The 13,159-nt window shown below is 56.1% G+C and carries 18 protein-coding genes; 6 read left to right on the top strand and 12 right to left on the bottom strand.

Translation table 11 applies throughout. The annotated features are described in order from the left end of the window. Positions 1–39 precede the first annotated feature (39 nt). The 7 genes from rbsD to H8S59_RS00650 all read right to left on the bottom strand — a co-directional run bounded on the left by rbsD (position 40) and on the right by H8S59_RS00650 (position 6,538). Complete coding sequence (rbsD, locus tag H8S59_RS00680) at positions 40–444, bottom strand: D-ribose pyranase (protein WP_095095793.1); 405 nt, start codon at positions 442–444, stop codon at positions 40–42. Next, on the bottom strand, positions 441–1,388 hold the full coding sequence (gene rbsK, locus H8S59_RS00675; protein WP_187520098.1) for a ribokinase: 948 nt from the start codon (positions 1,386–1,388) through the stop codon (positions 441–443). Before rbsK ends, rbsD begins: the two co-directional genes overlap by 4 nt. Before the next feature lie 35 nt (positions 1,389–1,423). After that, positions 1,424–2,428 carry a LacI family DNA-binding transcriptional regulator gene (locus H8S59_RS00670; RefSeq protein ID WP_095095788.1) on the bottom strand — a complete coding sequence of 335 codons (1,005 nt, stop codon included), beginning with the start codon at positions 2,426–2,428 and terminating at the stop codon, positions 1,424–1,426. Position 2,429: 1 nt separating this feature from the next. Continuing rightward, entirely contained in the window at positions 2,430–3,425 is a 996-nt protein-coding gene (locus tag H8S59_RS00665) for an ABC transporter permease (protein ID WP_095095784.1), read from the bottom strand. Further along, complete coding sequence (locus H8S59_RS00660) at positions 3,425–4,975, bottom strand: sugar ABC transporter ATP-binding protein (protein WP_187520097.1); 1,551 nt, start codon at positions 4,973–4,975, stop codon at positions 3,425–3,427. The genes H8S59_RS00665 and H8S59_RS00660 overlap by 1 nt, the downstream gene beginning before the upstream one ends. 55 nt (positions 4,976–5,030) lie before the next feature. Then, positions 5,031–5,993 carry a sugar ABC transporter substrate-binding protein gene (locus H8S59_RS00655; protein WP_095095778.1) on the bottom strand — a complete coding sequence of 321 codons (963 nt, stop codon included), beginning with the start codon at positions 5,991–5,993 and terminating at the stop codon, positions 5,031–5,033. Between the two features lie 158 nt (positions 5,994–6,151). After that, positions 6,152–6,538, bottom strand: coding sequence for a hypothetical protein (locus tag H8S59_RS00650; protein WP_095095774.1), 387 nt, complete (start codon positions 6,536–6,538; stop codon positions 6,152–6,154). 178 nt (positions 6,539–6,716) lie between these two features. Between H8S59_RS00650 and H8S59_RS00645 the strand changes: the two genes are divergently transcribed. The 4 genes from H8S59_RS00645 to H8S59_RS00630 all read left to right on the top strand — a co-directional run bounded on the left by H8S59_RS00645 (position 6,717) and on the right by H8S59_RS00630 (position 8,613). Continuing rightward, on the top strand, positions 6,717–6,968 hold the full coding sequence (locus H8S59_RS00645; protein WP_027898675.1) for a DUF1654 domain-containing protein: 252 nt from the start codon (positions 6,717–6,719) through the stop codon (positions 6,966–6,968). 4 nt (positions 6,969–6,972) lie between these two features. Further along, positions 6,973–7,695, top strand: a complete 723-nt coding sequence (locus H8S59_RS00640; protein ID WP_187520096.1) for an endonuclease — start codon at positions 6,973–6,975, stop codon at positions 7,693–7,695. Positions 7,696–8,049: 354 nt separating this feature from the next. Then, positions 8,050–8,292: a DUF6555 family protein gene (locus H8S59_RS00635; protein WP_095096080.1), complete on the top strand. Its 243-nt coding sequence runs from the start codon at positions 8,050–8,052 to the stop codon at positions 8,290–8,292. 66 nt (positions 8,293–8,358) lie between these two features. Then, positions 8,359–8,613, top strand: coding sequence for a hypothetical protein (locus H8S59_RS00630; RefSeq protein ID WP_095095768.1), 255 nt, complete (start codon positions 8,359–8,361; stop codon positions 8,611–8,613). Positions 8,614–8,662: 49 nt separating this feature from the next. Here H8S59_RS00630 and map read toward each other — a convergent pair whose 3' ends face one another. Further along, entirely contained in the window at positions 8,663–9,454 is a 792-nt protein-coding gene (gene map / locus H8S59_RS00625) for a type I methionyl aminopeptidase (RefSeq protein ID WP_187520095.1), read from the bottom strand. Further along, positions 9,451–9,705 (bottom strand): ParD-like family protein, encoded by a 255-nt coding sequence (locus H8S59_RS00620; protein WP_095095762.1) that lies wholly within the window; start codon positions 9,703–9,705, stop codon positions 9,451–9,453. Before H8S59_RS00620 ends, map begins: the two co-directional genes overlap by 4 nt. 144 nt (positions 9,706–9,849) lie before the next feature. Here H8S59_RS00620 and H8S59_RS00615 point away from each other — a divergent pair, with 144 nt between their 5' ends. Continuing rightward, complete coding sequence (locus H8S59_RS00615; protein WP_187520094.1) at positions 9,850–10,044, top strand: hypothetical protein; 195 nt, start codon at positions 9,850–9,852, stop codon at positions 10,042–10,044. Here H8S59_RS00615 and H8S59_RS00610 read toward each other — a convergent pair. The 3 genes from H8S59_RS00610 to H8S59_RS00600 all read right to left on the bottom strand — a co-directional run bounded on the left by H8S59_RS00610 (position 9,995) and on the right by H8S59_RS00600 (position 11,842). Next, positions 9,995–10,192, bottom strand: coding sequence for a hypothetical protein (locus tag H8S59_RS00610; RefSeq protein WP_095095756.1), 198 nt, complete (start codon positions 10,190–10,192; stop codon positions 9,995–9,997). The two genes, H8S59_RS00615 and H8S59_RS00610, sit on opposite strands and share 50 nt — an antisense overlap. Before the next feature lie 88 nt (positions 10,193–10,280). Further along, positions 10,281–11,318 (bottom strand): Ldh family oxidoreductase, encoded by a 1,038-nt coding sequence (locus H8S59_RS00605; RefSeq protein WP_187520093.1) that lies wholly within the window; start codon positions 11,316–11,318, stop codon positions 10,281–10,283. Between the two features lie 80 nt (positions 11,319–11,398). Next, entirely contained in the window at positions 11,399–11,842 is a 444-nt protein-coding gene (locus H8S59_RS00600; RefSeq protein ID WP_187520092.1) for a GNAT family N-acetyltransferase, read from the bottom strand. 195 nt (positions 11,843–12,037) lie between these two features. On the opposite strand from H8S59_RS00600, the gene H8S59_RS00595 reads away from it, so the two are divergent. Beyond that, positions 12,038–13,075 carry a FecR family protein gene (locus tag H8S59_RS00595; protein ID WP_187520091.1) on the top strand — a complete coding sequence of 346 codons (1,038 nt, stop codon included), beginning with the start codon at positions 12,038–12,040 and terminating at the stop codon, positions 13,073–13,075. The last annotated feature ends 84 nt before the right edge of the window (positions 13,076–13,159 follow it).

The following is a 13,159-nucleotide window of genomic DNA, read 5'->3' as shown; positions in this document are numbered from 1 at the left end:
GCGAACTCCCTGTTCAGATTAAATGACTGTTGCGAGGAATCAGAAAACCACACCGGCGACCAGCGCAATGTTGCTGTATGGCTCGCACTCACCGGTACGCACGATTGCTTTGGCACTTTTGCTCAGCACTTTGAGAGCCTCGTGACTGAGCAGCCGTTGCTCTCCCAGATCGCCGTCCAGATTCAACCCTTCAATCACGCTCAGGGCCGGCGGCTTCTTGAACATGATTTCTTCGGCCAGCACATGGCTTTCAACCTGCATTTCACTCAGCACGGTATCCAGCACACTGGCGAAGTCGGCCATACCACGGGTCAACGCCAGATCAATCAACTCCACGCCTGCCGGAATCGGCATGCCAGCATCAACGATCATGACGATATCGCCGTGCCCCAGGGAAGCAATGACGCGGGAAAGGGCGATATTGAGCAACGGTGTTTTTTTCATGTAGGGTCAAACCTTTGTACTTCAGCACGATCAGGGATGGAAGGCTGCGCACCCTCTCGGGTTACCGACAATGCCGCAGCCTTTTGTGCGAAACGAATCGCCTCGGCTTCAGTGCGACCTTCAGCCAGCGCCGCAGCGAAACCGCCGACAAATGTATCACCCGCAGCCGTGCTGTCGACCGCAGTGACGCGCGGCGCGGGAAACTGCTCGACGCCCTGCCCCGATGCCAATAACGCGCCGTGCTCACCTAACGTAATGATCACTTTGCCTGCGCCCGCAGCCAGCAGGGACCGGGCCGCGTGCTCTGCAGACGCCGGAGAGTCCACTGCTATACCGCTCAGGATTGCCGCTTCGGTTTCATTGGGGATCAGATAATCGATCAACGAATACCAATGCTCGGGCAATGCAGCCGATGCCGGAGCCGGGTTGAGAATGACCGTCTTGCCCAGTTCCCGCGCTCGACGCAATACGTGAGCAACGGTTGGCACCGGCACCTCAAGCTGACAAATGACCACCTGCGCAGCATCGAGCAGCGCGTCAAAGCGGTCGATGACATCCGGCGTCAGCTGGCCGTTGCCCCCGGCGACGATGATGATCGAATTCTGGCCATTGGCATCCACCACAATCGAAGCGATTCCCGTGGATACCCCCGCCACGGTAGTCAGGCCCTGACAATCGATATCCTCGGCCAGTAACGCGGCACGCAGTTGCTCACCATAGGCGTCATCACCCACGCAACCGATCATCGCCACCCGCGCCCCCAGCCGCGCCGCGGCGACCGCCTGATTAGCACCTTTGCCGCCGGATACCGTGGCAAACGAATCCCCGCTCAAGGTTTCCCCCGGCCCCGGCAAGCGCTGGGCGCGCGTCACCAGATCCATATTCAAACTGCCGACCACCACTACCTGGGCGTGCGACGTCTCTGCATTCTTTTTCACATTCATCGTTCTTACTCGAGGTAGTTTTTGCTCAACGTCATTCATGTGACTGGAGGCGCCGTGGACTCACGCAACACAATGCTTGGGGGCACGACACGCTGTTCGGTCACGCCGTCGAATGGCCCGGTGATGCGTCGTAACAGCATCTGCGCGGCATGCTCGCCCAGTTCGACAATCGACTGGCCGACGGTCGTCAGCGCAGGATAGACATAGCGGCTCATTTCGATGTCATCGAAACCCACCACGGACAAGTCCTTTGGCACACGAATATTGCGTTCGGCAGCCGCGCGCAATACGCCGATGCCGATCATGTCATTGCCCGCAAAAATGGCGGTTGGCGGCTTGCCTGACAACAGGCTGACAGCCGCCTGGTAACCGCCCGGACTGGTGTAGTCGCTTTCGATCACCCAATGTGGCTCAACCTTGATACCAGCTTGCGCCATGGCTCGTTCGTAACCATTCAGCCGTAATCGCGCCACACTGGTCAGCGCCGGGCCATGAATGCAGGCGATATGCCGATGCCCCAATTCCAGCAAGTGCCGGGTTGCCAGATAGCCGCCGAGTTCATGATCGATACGCACCAGATCGGCGTCTATACCTTCCAGCTCTCTGTCGACCACCACCATGGGCGTACGCACCCCTGCGAGGCCACCATCCAGACCGGGATCGCCGCCCACCGAGGACACGATCAGCCCATCGACACGCTTCTCCAGCAGCACCCGCAAATAGCCCCGCTGCTTATCCGCATTGTCATCGCAATTACACAGGATCACGCAAAAACCGTTGCGCTCGCAGTAGTCTTCAATGCCTCGAGCCAACTCAGCGAAATAGGGATTCACGCCATTGGGAATCAGCAGCCCGATTGTCGATGTGGACTTGGCTTTAAGAGAACGCGCCACCGCACTGGGCACATAATCCAGCTGCTGAATGGCAGCTTCGACCTTGATCCTGACCTGATCGCTCACGGGCCTGGATTTGTTCAGGACATGAGAAACCGTGGTGTAGGAAATCCCGGCCAACGCCGCTACATCCTTAATCGTTGCCATATCAGACCTGGCGCTTCGCGCGATGGCTGCGATAGGTGTCGAGCACTACCGCGATGACAATCACTGCGCCGGTGATAATCCGTTTGGTCGGCTCTGTGGCACCAATTTGCGCCAGCCCGGCCGCCAGCACGGAGATGATCAGGACGCCAAAGAAGGTACTGACGATAGAACCACGTCCGCCCATCAGACTGGTCCCGCCGATGACCACTGCAGCGATGACTTGCAACTCCAGGCCCGAGCCTGCGTTGGGGTCAGCGGCCTCCAGACGGGAAATCTGGAACAGCGCAGCCACGCCCGCCAACAGGCCCATCAACGAGAACACCAGAATCTTGTAAGGCTTGGGATTGATACCTGCCAGCCGCACGGCCTCTTCGTTAGTGCCAATGCCAATCAGGTAGCGTCCGAACACGGTGCGGGTAAGCAACGCCTGAGCAGCGATAATGACCAACAGGGCAATCACAAATGAAGGTGAGATGCCGAAGGCAAACGGGTTCGATAACCAGGCATACGAGTCGCCAATGTAGGCCGTGCGCGAGTCGGTCATCTGGTACGCGACACCGCGAGCCATTTCCAGCACGCCCAGCGACACGATGAATGACGGAATCCGCCAGGCAACCGTGATCGATCCGGTGATGGTCCCGGCGAGTGCGGCGCATGCCATGCCAAACAATGCAGCCGGGAAAATGCTCCAGCCCCAGCCGAGAATCGCCACGCTGACGGCTGAGGCCGCCAGCGCCAGCACCGAGCCTACCGACAGGTCAATGCCGCCGATGATCAGCACAAAGGTCATGCCCACCGCCAATACCATCAAGTCAGGGATCTGGTTGGCGATGGTGCTGAAGGTGTTGTAAGAAAGGAAGTGGTCACTGAGCAGCGAGAACAGCACGATCATCGCCAGCAAAGCACCCGCCAGCCCCAGATAAGTCCCCAGGCCGAAATAGGTGCCGCTACGTTTGGCGGTTGAAGGCAAAGCCGTTGAAGGGGTTGAGGTTTTCATCAAGCAGTCCTCGGCGCGGCTTCACTGAGCAGCGCGTCGCGTTTTTGATAGCCGGCAAATGCGGCGGCAAGCAATTCATCCTGGGTCCAGCTGTCGCGCTCGAAGGTATCGATCAGGCGTCCGGCAGACAGCACGCCGATGCGATCACAGATCAGCATCAGCTCACGCAGATCACTGGAGACCACGACCAACGCCCTGCCCTGACGGGTCAGCTCACCGAACAACCCATAGATATCGAATTTGGCACCGACATCGATGCCCCGGGTTGGCTCATCGAACAGCATGATCGGGCAGTCACGCTCCAGCCAACGACCGATCACCACCTTCTGCTGATTGCCACCGGAAAGTTCGGAAACCAGCTGCGCCGGACCGGAACTGCGGATGCGCATGGCATCGATCTGCCGCTGCGCCAGGCTCATTTCATCTTGAGCCTTGACCATTCCGCCAGCCGACACCGCATCCATGTTGCCCAAGGCGATATTGGCGCTGATGGACTGAGTCAGCAAAAGCCCCTCACCCTTGCGGTCTTCAGTAATCAACGCGATACCCTGGCGAACGGCATCGGAGGGTGAACGAATCGAAACGCTGCGCAGCGGGCTGCCCAACTCGATGGTGCCACTGTCGGCCAGATCAGCCCCATAGATCAGACGCATCAGCTCGGTACGACCCGCTCCGATCAATCCGGAGATACCGAAAATTTCGCCTTTACGCACCTGAAATGAGACATCCCTGACCTTGTCACCACGACTCAGGCCTTTGACGTTCAGTGCTACTTCGCCAATCTGGCGCGTCCCCAGATCGATCTTGTCACCCAGTTCGCGACCGACCATCAACGTCACTAACTGCTCGCTGCTGTAATTGGCAATGGCGTCGACGCACACCAGCTTGCCGTCGCGCAGCACAGCAATACGCTGCGCGACACGCTGCAACTCCTCAAGGCGGTGAGAGATGTAGATGATCGACACGCCGCGTGCCTGCAGGCGGGTGATCTGCTCGAACAACATCTCGACTTCCCGCGCCGTCAACATGGCAGTCGGCTCATCGAGAATCAACACGCGGCAATCACCGATCAGGTTGCGAGCGATCTCAACCATCTGCTGATGGCCAATGCCCAACTCACCGACCAATGTATCCGGGTCGATAGCATCCAGCCCTACTTGGGCCATGGCCTGAGTCGCATCTTCACGCAGACGCTTGCGGTTGATCCAGCCGGCACGTCGCGGCAAGTTGTCGAGAAACAGGTTTTCGGCAACGGACAGCGTGGGCAGCAGGTTCAGTTCCTGCATCACCATACGCACCCCCATTTTTTCTGCCTGGGTTCGGTTGGCCGGCTGATAGCTTTCGCCCTGGAACTGCATCTGCCCGGTGGTGGGCGCTTCCAGACCGCCGATAATTTTCGAAAGAGTGCTTTTTCCTGCGCCGTTTTCCCCCGTAAGGGCCAACACTTCGCCGCGTATCAACGTCAGGTCGATATCGCCAAGTACGGGTTGCGCGTAGGTTTTGCCTATACCGCTGACAGAAAGCACAGCAGTTTGAGCTGAAGCCGACATAAGAATCTCCGTGCACCTGCCCAGGACGGGCAGATGCAGTCATTCGACAAAGGAGTTACAGTTTGGATTGAGTGATCAGAGTGACCGGTGTTTCGATGATGCCATTCACTGTCTCGACTTTTTCGCCCTTGAGAATCTTCAAGGCCGCGTCGATACCGAACATGGCTTGCCTGGCGGCGAACTGATCAGCCGTCGCCAGCACTCGACCGTCATTGATCATCGGCTGAATAGCCTTGATGTTGTCGTAGCCTACTACTTTGACCTGATCCTTTTTGCCTGCCGCGCGTACCGCGGAAACAGCGCCCAGCGCCATGCTGTCGTTACCGGCTAGCAGCGCTTTCAGGTTCGGGTGAGCATTGAGCATTTGTGAAGCAACGGCATTACCTTTGTCGATTTCCCAGTTACCGGACTGAACCGAGACAATCTTCATCTGCTTGGCTTCCATGGCGTCCTTGAACCCCGCCGTACGCTGTTGAGCGTTGGTGGTCGTGGAAACGCCTTCGATAATGCCGACTTCATCTCCCGGATTCAGGTCGCGAGCCAGGTACTCACCCACCAGCCTGGCTCCCTTACGGTTGTCAGGCCCTACGAAAGGCACGCTGATGCCTTTGCTTTTCAGCACTTCGGGATCCAGTTGATTGTCGATGTTCACGACTGTGATCCCGGCATCCATAGCCTTCTTGATCACCGGTACCAACGCCTTGGAATCTGCAGGTGCGATAACCAGCGCGTTGACTTTGGAAACGATCATCTGCTCAACAATGCGGATTTGGCTGGAGGTGTCTGATTCGTCCTTGATGCCGTTGGAGATCAGATCGAACTTGTCAGCGTTTTCTTTCTGGTAAACCTTGGCACCGTCTTCCATGGTTCGGAAGAATTCGTTGGCGAGGGATTTCATCACCAGCGCGACTTTGGGCTTTTCAGAAGACTCAGCGGATAAAGCAGGAAGAGAGGTTGTTGCGGCAACAGCAGCGAGCATAGCGACGGCAAGAACGCGTCCAGCAAATGGCAGCTTCATGGGTACACTCCGATCTTATGATTATTGTGTCGGGCAAAGCATCGTAACCCTGATCGATGATCATGGCGCAAACGTTTGCGAGAAACGAACTATGAGAAACGGCGCGACGATTGTCAACGCCTGGAACGGAGTGGTGAGCTAAAAAAGTCGAGTGACCTCTAAACCGTGATATCCATGCCGCCGCTTCTGTCGAGCTCTTTGAACAAGGATGCAGACATCAACATGATCGACCCTGTAACGGCGGTGATCTGACTTTGAAAGCTGGCCACGACTGAGTTTTTGGCAGCAAGGTTTGAATAGGCAGCGTTTTCAGCAGATTGCATCCTCGCTCGCAGGTCACGCAACTGCTCCTGCAATTCGGCCAGACGCTTGAGCAACCGTTTGGCCGAAACACTCAGATGATCGGAGATGTCGCCGCTGATCTTTTTCTCTTCCGAGGCGGTGTCGAGCTTCTTCTCCTCTCCATCAACGGCGTCCGCGCTGGCGGTCGCGGCCGCATTGATACTGAATGCAGGCGCTGAAAAACCGACTGTAGAAATCGTCATTACTGTCATCCTGAAATAATGGAGTCCTGAACCAGCAATCGGCTACGCCGTTTTTTTCTTTAACGCTGAATGCCCGACGGTGATGCCTACAGGTCTGTTTTGTTTTCCTACAGAGAAGTTGCGAAAAGGCCCACAGTGAAATACTGTATGCCCGTACAGCAATCCAGGAACCCTCTCCGTGGCGAAATCAAGCGCAGCAACTCAGTCCCTACCCAGCTCCTACGAACGTTTAGGCGTAAGGGTACAAAAGATCATCAATTCACCTACGGCACAGAAAGCCAAGGCTGCGCTGATATTCCGTCTGCCAGATGAAATCGAAGACGAGTGGAACCAATTGCTTGAAGAGATTGCTGAAAATGACAATGTAACCCTCGCCTATCGAGACGATGGCGGCATACACATTTTCTGGACAGTGCCGAAGGAAGATTGACGGCATGATGGTGCGAATTCTTACCCTGTTTTGTACAACCCTGTTCCTCACCGCTCCAGTCAATGTTCACGCAGAAGCGCCCCATACCTTCAGCCAGGCGAAAAAAATTGCCTGGGGCCTGTACTCCGCCCAGTCAACGGAGTTTTATTGCGGCTGTAAATACAGTGGCAACAAGGTCGATATCGCTGGCTGCGGCTATGTCCCACGCAAGAACGCCACGCGTGCCAAGCGCATTGAATGGGAACACATCGTCCCGGCATGGCAAATCGGCCATCTGCGTCAGTGCTGGCAAAACGGGGGGCGCAAAAACTGTACAAAGAACGACAAGATTTTCCAGCAGGCCGAAGCCGACCTTCACAACCTTGTACCCAGCATTGGCGAGGTCAACGGCGATCGAAACAACTTCAGTTTTGGTTGGCTTCCGCCCCAGACGGGCCAATACGGGTCGTGCCTGACTCAGGTTGATTTCAAGGCCAAAAAGGTCATGCCCCGGCCTTCCATCCGAGGCATGATTGCACGCACGTATTTCTATATGAGCAAGCAGTACAACTTGCGCCTGTCGCGCCAGGACCAGCAGCTTTATCAGGCATGGAGCAAGACGTACCCCGTGGAAAGCTGGGAACGCCAGCGTAATCAGAAGATTGCCTGCGTGATGGGACGAGCCAATGAGTTCGTCGGCCCGGTAGACCTGAAAAGCTGCGAAAAAACCGTTTCAAGCAATCGTTAGCAGCTTCCTTAAACCGGGCAACCTTCGAAAAGGCTGCCCGGCTCGCAACGCTTTTTCTGCCAGATTCCGCTTCTTTGTACTCCCTCCAAAAAAGCACAGCGCCACTCATCGGAGTTGTGTACAAATATGTTCAATTCAGTGTAAATCTCCTGATTCCTTTTCAAGGCAGAACATCAGCAAAACCACCGCTGGAGCAGCAGTACGATTCACGGCCGCTTGAAGTCTTTTGCAAGCCTGTATCGATCTCTAAATGAACTGGTAGTACGCCGGATACTTTCCCTACTCAAGCTCTCGGGTACCAAGGAAGTAGACATTTTCAGAGATGCATCCCGACACACTACAGGCAGGGGAATGATGAGCGATCAGACGGATTTTGAAATTCATTATCAGTTTCGCGGCGAACCTCGGCAATTCTGCCATCAGGCATTGCAACTGTGCGAAAGCGACGCGCTGCACATTGCCACACTGCACGCGGGGGTCTGGCAGGTAGGCGACAGTATTGCAACAGGGCCGATCCGCATGGCACTTCAGCAGGCAGAGGGACGGGGCGTCACTCAGGTGCACTGGAAAAAGACACCCAGGAAAGAGAAACTCTAAACGAACCCGTTTTGAGGCGGTCCCAATTACCAAGCAGCGCTCATCAACCAGCAACGCGAGGTAAGCATGACCATCGATAAAGACCTTGAAAAAGAAGTCCTCACCCGACTCCTGAAAGCTCATCCGGCAGGATTGGGTAAAGAAGTACTCGACAACTATCGGGGGGAGAACGCAGTCGCGGATACCCTGGAGTACTTGCAGCAAGGCGGGCTGATCCACCACGGCAGCGTCGAGTCACCAGGCGAACCGGGTCGTTCGCTCAACTATCCGATCAAGCTTAGTTCTGCTGGCGTTGTCGCTGCAAAAGCCTACGAAGTTTAGGGCTGCAGCGTAAAAAGCCCGATCTGTTTTCAGGTCGGGCTTTTTCATGTCAGATCGCCGGGTATTCCCCTGTGCCATCCGGCCATGGGGTGAGTAGCTCAAAGCCCGTCTCGGTGACCGCGACCATGTGCTCCCACTGGGCAGACAACGACAAGTCTCTGGTCAGAACTGTCCAGCCATCAGGCAAAACTTTAGTGCCCGGCTTGCCCGCATTGATCATCGGTTCAATGGTAAACACCATGCCTGGCTTGAGACGCATACCCTTCCCTTGCGCCCCGTAATGCAGCACCTGCGGATCTTCATGATAGTTACGACCGATCCCGTGGCCACAATATTCACGAACAACGCTGAACCCTTCGCGATGCGCCACCGTCTGGATCGCATGGCCAATGTCCCCCAGCGTCGCGCCAGGACGTACTGCGTGAATACCGGCACGAGTCGCTTCGTAGGTCGTGTACACCAGACGCTTCGCCAACGGACTGACTTCACCGACGAAGTACATGCGACTGGTATCTCCGTACCATCCATCCTTGATGACGGCCACGTCGATATTGATGATGTCGCCATCCTTCAGGATGTCGGACGCTGACGGTATGCCATGACACACCACCGCATTGGGTGAAATGCAGGTGGTCTTGGTAAAACCATGATAACCGACATTGGCCGGTGTTACTTTCAGCTCTTTGACGATGTACTCATTGCAGATGTCGTCCAGCGCCTCGGTACTGATGCCCGCCTTCACATGGGGTGTGATCATGGCCAGCACATCAGCAGCCAACCTGCCGGCAATCCGCAGTTGAACCAGATCCGCTTCACTTTTGATGCTGACTGGGCCGCTCATCGAGAAGCCACCTTCGCCTGAGGCTCGACAGGCGAGATGTCATAGTTCTGAGCACTCAGCACCACACCATCGGCGTTTTCCGTACGAATCAGCATCTGGCAGATATCGCTGTAATTGAGCGCAGGGTGCAACTCGCTGAGCATGCCGACACGCATCCAGTGCTCTGCTTGCGCATTTATAGAGCGACTGAGGGCCGCACTCGCTGCACGGATATTGGCGTGCATATGTTCAGAAATCTTGACCAGACCCATGGTTCACCTCGTATAGAATATACGAAGCATATACGTTTCATATACTACCTATCAAGCCAGGCATGAACCGATTCGATGTGGGTACATGATTATCAGTGGCTGTCAGTGGTATAAATCCCGGCAGCCGCATCTGGAGAATCAAGCGTGGTAAATTTTCTGCTGGGCTGGTTGGTGGTCTCGGTGTTCGGCACACTGCTGGCGCTTCGTTTGATACGCAATGGCAGACACCGTCCTGCACGCAAAACTACCAAGACTGAAACCGTGGTCAATGCAGACCCTGGCAACAACGTCATTCTGCCGCCGGACGACCCTGGTATTCACCCGCGTGCCGGGCATTGACGATGGCCATCGACACCAGAGGTTCGTAGGCATTGAACTGACGAAGCGCTGCCGCCAGCGCCAGAAAATCTTCGCGCTGCATTTCATTCATGCCAGCGATGATGGATGCGTGATCAGTGGAAGTGTTTGCAACGTGTTCAAGGGACATGGCGACCGCCTCTTTTCAATTTACTGTTTAAACATACAGTATTTGTATAAGACGGATAACGCAAGCCAGCGAACGACGAACGGCTCTGTCAGTGATCAGCTGCAGCCGCAAGTGCTTGCAGGTTGGCCCATTCAACCTGGGAAATTTCGATCCCCTTCACGAGTGATTTCGCCCGTTCCTGATAACGACGATCACCCGGCATGCGCTCCTGCCCTACGCCGTGCATCTGCCTGACCAACTCTTCGCTGCGCTCTGCGAAGTGCTGACCGCTGCCTTTGTCCGGATCAATGACAATCAGCAATTGCCCGGTCCAGGGCGTCTGGGCGCCAGGGTGCCTGGACCAGTCGAATTCAAACGAGAAATTGCCCCCGGTGAGACCGGCAGCCAGCAGCTCGACCATCATCGACAGCGCAGACCCCTTGTAGCCGCCAAACGGCAGCAGCGCCCCTCCATCGAGAATGGCTTTGGGGTCCTGCGTCGGCTGCCCGCCGCTATCAACGCCCATGCCCGCGGGCAAGGTGCGTCCGGCACGGGCGGCGATTTGCACGTCACCATTGGCAATGGCACTGGTGGCGAGGTCAAACACAATCGGCTGTCCACCAGAGCGAGGCGCGGCGAACGCAATGGGATTGGTACCAAATAGAGGCTTTTGCGCGCCGTGGGGCACCACGCACGTCATGCTATTGACCACGCTCAACGCCACAAGGCCCTGTTCGGCGAATGGCTCGACATCTGGCCACAAGGCTGCAAAGTGATGGGAACTGCGAATTGCAAGAATCGCGATACCCGCACTTTTTACTTTCTCTATCAGCAAAGGCGTTGCCGCGGCCAACGCAGGCTGCGCGAAGCCATTAGCCGCATCGACCCGAATAAACGCCGCGCTTACATCCTCGACTACCGGCACGGCTTGCCCGTTGACCCAGCCGCTGGCCAACGACGACAAATAGCCGGGAATACGAAAAATCCCATGACTGTGCGAACCGTCGCGTTGGGCGCTCGCACAGTTTTGCGAGAGGACTTCGGCGACTTCCTCCGACGTTCCGTGGCGTATAAATATCTGCCGCAGTACCTGGGCCAGCTCAGTGAAACTGAGGGTATGCGTCTCGATATCTCGGGGTGCAGACACTTGAAACTCCGGCGTCAGGTTGAACACGTTATGCAGCGATTGAGTGTTGCGTCACGGCCTTCGCAGACTACTGCGCAACATCACGCGGGTAAATCGACCGCATCGAGGCGCTTCTGGAAAAAGTAACGGGTATGGCCCGGCGGATAATCGTTGATCTGCCCGCACTCGCTATAACCAAGGCCGCGATAGAAATCCGGTGCCTGAAAATCGAATGTATCGAGCCATATGCCAACGCAGTTTTTTTCCCGTGCAAGATCTTCCGCCATGGTCATCAAGCGCGAGCCAAGCCCTTGACCACGAGCCTGTTCAGGCACGGCTAGCAACTCGATGAACATCCATCGATAAAAGATGCTGCCGCTCAATCCGCCCAACACTTCATCACTTTTTTCATCCCGGACGAGCAATGCTAATTTCTCCGCTCCGGACTCACCCGCCTGAGCGACGTTATAGGCACGCAATGGCGTAAGGATTGCCGATACTTGTTCTTCGGTGGGATTTGAGGTTTGTTCGATACGCACATTCATCCATGGCTCCGCGGGTTTGTTTGGATGAATGGCAGTCTAATACTGCTCCGCACTCAATAGGGTGTTAAAAAAATGCGTTAACGCGAATTGACTGCTATTACCCAAAAAATGGCCTGCTGCATTGATATTCAATAGCCATAGCTGTTCTCCCCTACTCCTGCGCAGATGTAGAATGCTCCTACAGCCGGAGTACCAATGACCGACCCAATTCTCAGCGAAACCGAATACGACGCCGTCACCGATGCCACAGCACATTGGTGCATGCGCATGCACGCCAGCGATTGCACCGCTGAAGAACGCCGGGCATTCGAGCAGTGGCTTGATGCTCATCCGCTGCATACCGTGGAATACCAGGCGATGCTGGAAATCTGGGAAATTTCCGAACAGGTTGTACCGGTCAATCCTTCGCCCGCCAATCACGAGAATGTCGCGAAATTTCGCACTCACGCTGCACCTGAAGCGCCTGGCAGAAATTGGCGCAGTTATGCCGTGGCGGCTGCAGTCATCGCCCTCGCGTTACCGGTTGCAGGCTATATCGGCTGGAATCAGGGTTGGCTGCCCAATGCCTACGACTCTTATGAAGCCGACGGTAGCACCCGGTTGGTCACCATGGCTGACGGCAGTCGGGTGGAACTGAATCTGGGAACCCGCCTGACCTTCGCCAACTACAAGGATCGGCGCAGCGTGGTGCTGGACAAAGGTGAAGCTTTCTTTGAGGTCAGCCACGATGTTCAACACCCGTTTGTGGTGAAAGCCGGCCAAGGCAGCGTCAAGGTCACCGGTACAAAATTCAACGTCTGGATGTATCAGGATCAGGTCCGGGTGATGTTGCTCGAAGGCTCGGTCCAAGTGGTCAGTGACACGTCTCAACCCGGTAGCGGTTATCGCCTTGAGCCGGGCATGCAGGCCAGTTACAAAAAAGGCGACTTCCAACCGCAAATCAGCGAGACCTACGCCAACGACAACAGCCTTGCGTGGCGCAATGGCAAGCTGGTGATCAACAACCTGCCGCTGGCGCAGGCATTACCGCTGATCAATCGCTACCTGCCGCAACCCATCCTGCTGGCCGACAACGCCACTGGCGCAATCCGCATCGGAGGCAGTTACAACACTCAGGACATGGCGAGTCTCGTAGCGTCTCTGCCCAAGGTCCTGCCGGTGACGGTGACCCGAAACAATGAAGGCAATCAGGTCATCAATAGACGACCGACTGCTGCCGCGCCGAAGGGGTAGGTTGACGCCTCCCCTGAAGCAGGAGCGCTCCCTGTGGGAGATTTTATGTTGACCTGCAAGCTGATTGACGACGTGGGACCGGCT

The organism is Pseudomonas folii (assembly GCF_014357575.1).
Classification (GTDB): domain Bacteria; phylum Pseudomonadota; class Gammaproteobacteria; order Pseudomonadales; family Pseudomonadaceae; genus Aquipseudomonas; species Aquipseudomonas folii.
Note: the sequence above shows the minus strand (reverse complement) of the source record. Positions and strands in the feature narration are given on the sequence as shown.

What these genes read in the sequence shown, in the direction of transcription:
- rbsD (WP_095095793.1), bottom strand. Translation starts at nt 444, where the DNA reads ATGAAAAAAACACCGTTGCTCAATATCGCCCTTTCCCGCGTCATTGCT.
- rbsK (WP_187520098.1), bottom strand. Translation starts at nt 1,388, where the DNA reads ATGAATGTGAAAAAGAATGCAGAGACGTCGCACGCCCAGGTAGTGGTG.
- H8S59_RS00670 (WP_095095788.1), bottom strand. Translation starts at nt 2,428, where the DNA reads ATGGCAACGATTAAGGATGTAGCGGCGTTGGCCGGGATTTCCTACACC.
- H8S59_RS00665 (WP_095095784.1), bottom strand. Translation starts at nt 3,425, where the DNA reads ATGAAAACCTCAACCCCTTCAACGGCTTTGCCTTCAACCGCCAAACGT.
- H8S59_RS00660 (WP_187520097.1), bottom strand. Translation starts at nt 4,975, where the DNA reads ATGTCGGCTTCAGCTCAAACTGCTGTGCTTTCTGTCAGCGGTATAGGC.
- H8S59_RS00655 (WP_095095778.1), bottom strand. Translation starts at nt 5,993, where the DNA reads ATGAAGCTGCCATTTGCTGGACGCGTTCTTGCCGTCGCTATGCTCGCT.
- H8S59_RS00650 (WP_095095774.1), bottom strand. Translation starts at nt 6,538, where the DNA reads ATGACGATTTCTACAGTCGGTTTTTCAGCGCCTGCATTCAGTATCAAT.
- H8S59_RS00640 (WP_187520096.1), top strand. Translation starts at nt 6,973, where the DNA reads ATGATGGTGCGAATTCTTACCCTGTTTTGTACAACCCTGTTCCTCACC.
- H8S59_RS00635 (WP_095096080.1), top strand. Translation starts at nt 8,050, where the DNA reads ATGAGCGATCAGACGGATTTTGAAATTCATTATCAGTTTCGCGGCGAA.
- H8S59_RS00630 (WP_095095768.1), top strand. Translation starts at nt 8,359, where the DNA reads ATGACCATCGATAAAGACCTTGAAAAAGAAGTCCTCACCCGACTCCTG.
- map (WP_187520095.1), bottom strand. Translation starts at nt 9,454, where the DNA reads ATGAGCGGCCCAGTCAGCATCAAAAGTGAAGCGGATCTGGTTCAACTG.
- H8S59_RS00620 (WP_095095762.1), bottom strand. Translation starts at nt 9,705, where the DNA reads ATGGGTCTGGTCAAGATTTCTGAACATATGCACGCCAATATCCGTGCA.
- H8S59_RS00610 (WP_095095756.1), bottom strand. Translation starts at nt 10,192, where the DNA reads ATGTCCCTTGAACACGTTGCAAACACTTCCACTGATCACGCATCCATC.
- H8S59_RS00600 (WP_187520092.1), bottom strand. Translation starts at nt 11,842, where the DNA reads ATGAATGTGCGTATCGAACAAACCTCAAATCCCACCGAAGAACAAGTA.
- H8S59_RS00595 (WP_187520091.1), top strand. Translation starts at nt 12,038, where the DNA reads ATGACCGACCCAATTCTCAGCGAAACCGAATACGACGCCGTCACCGAT.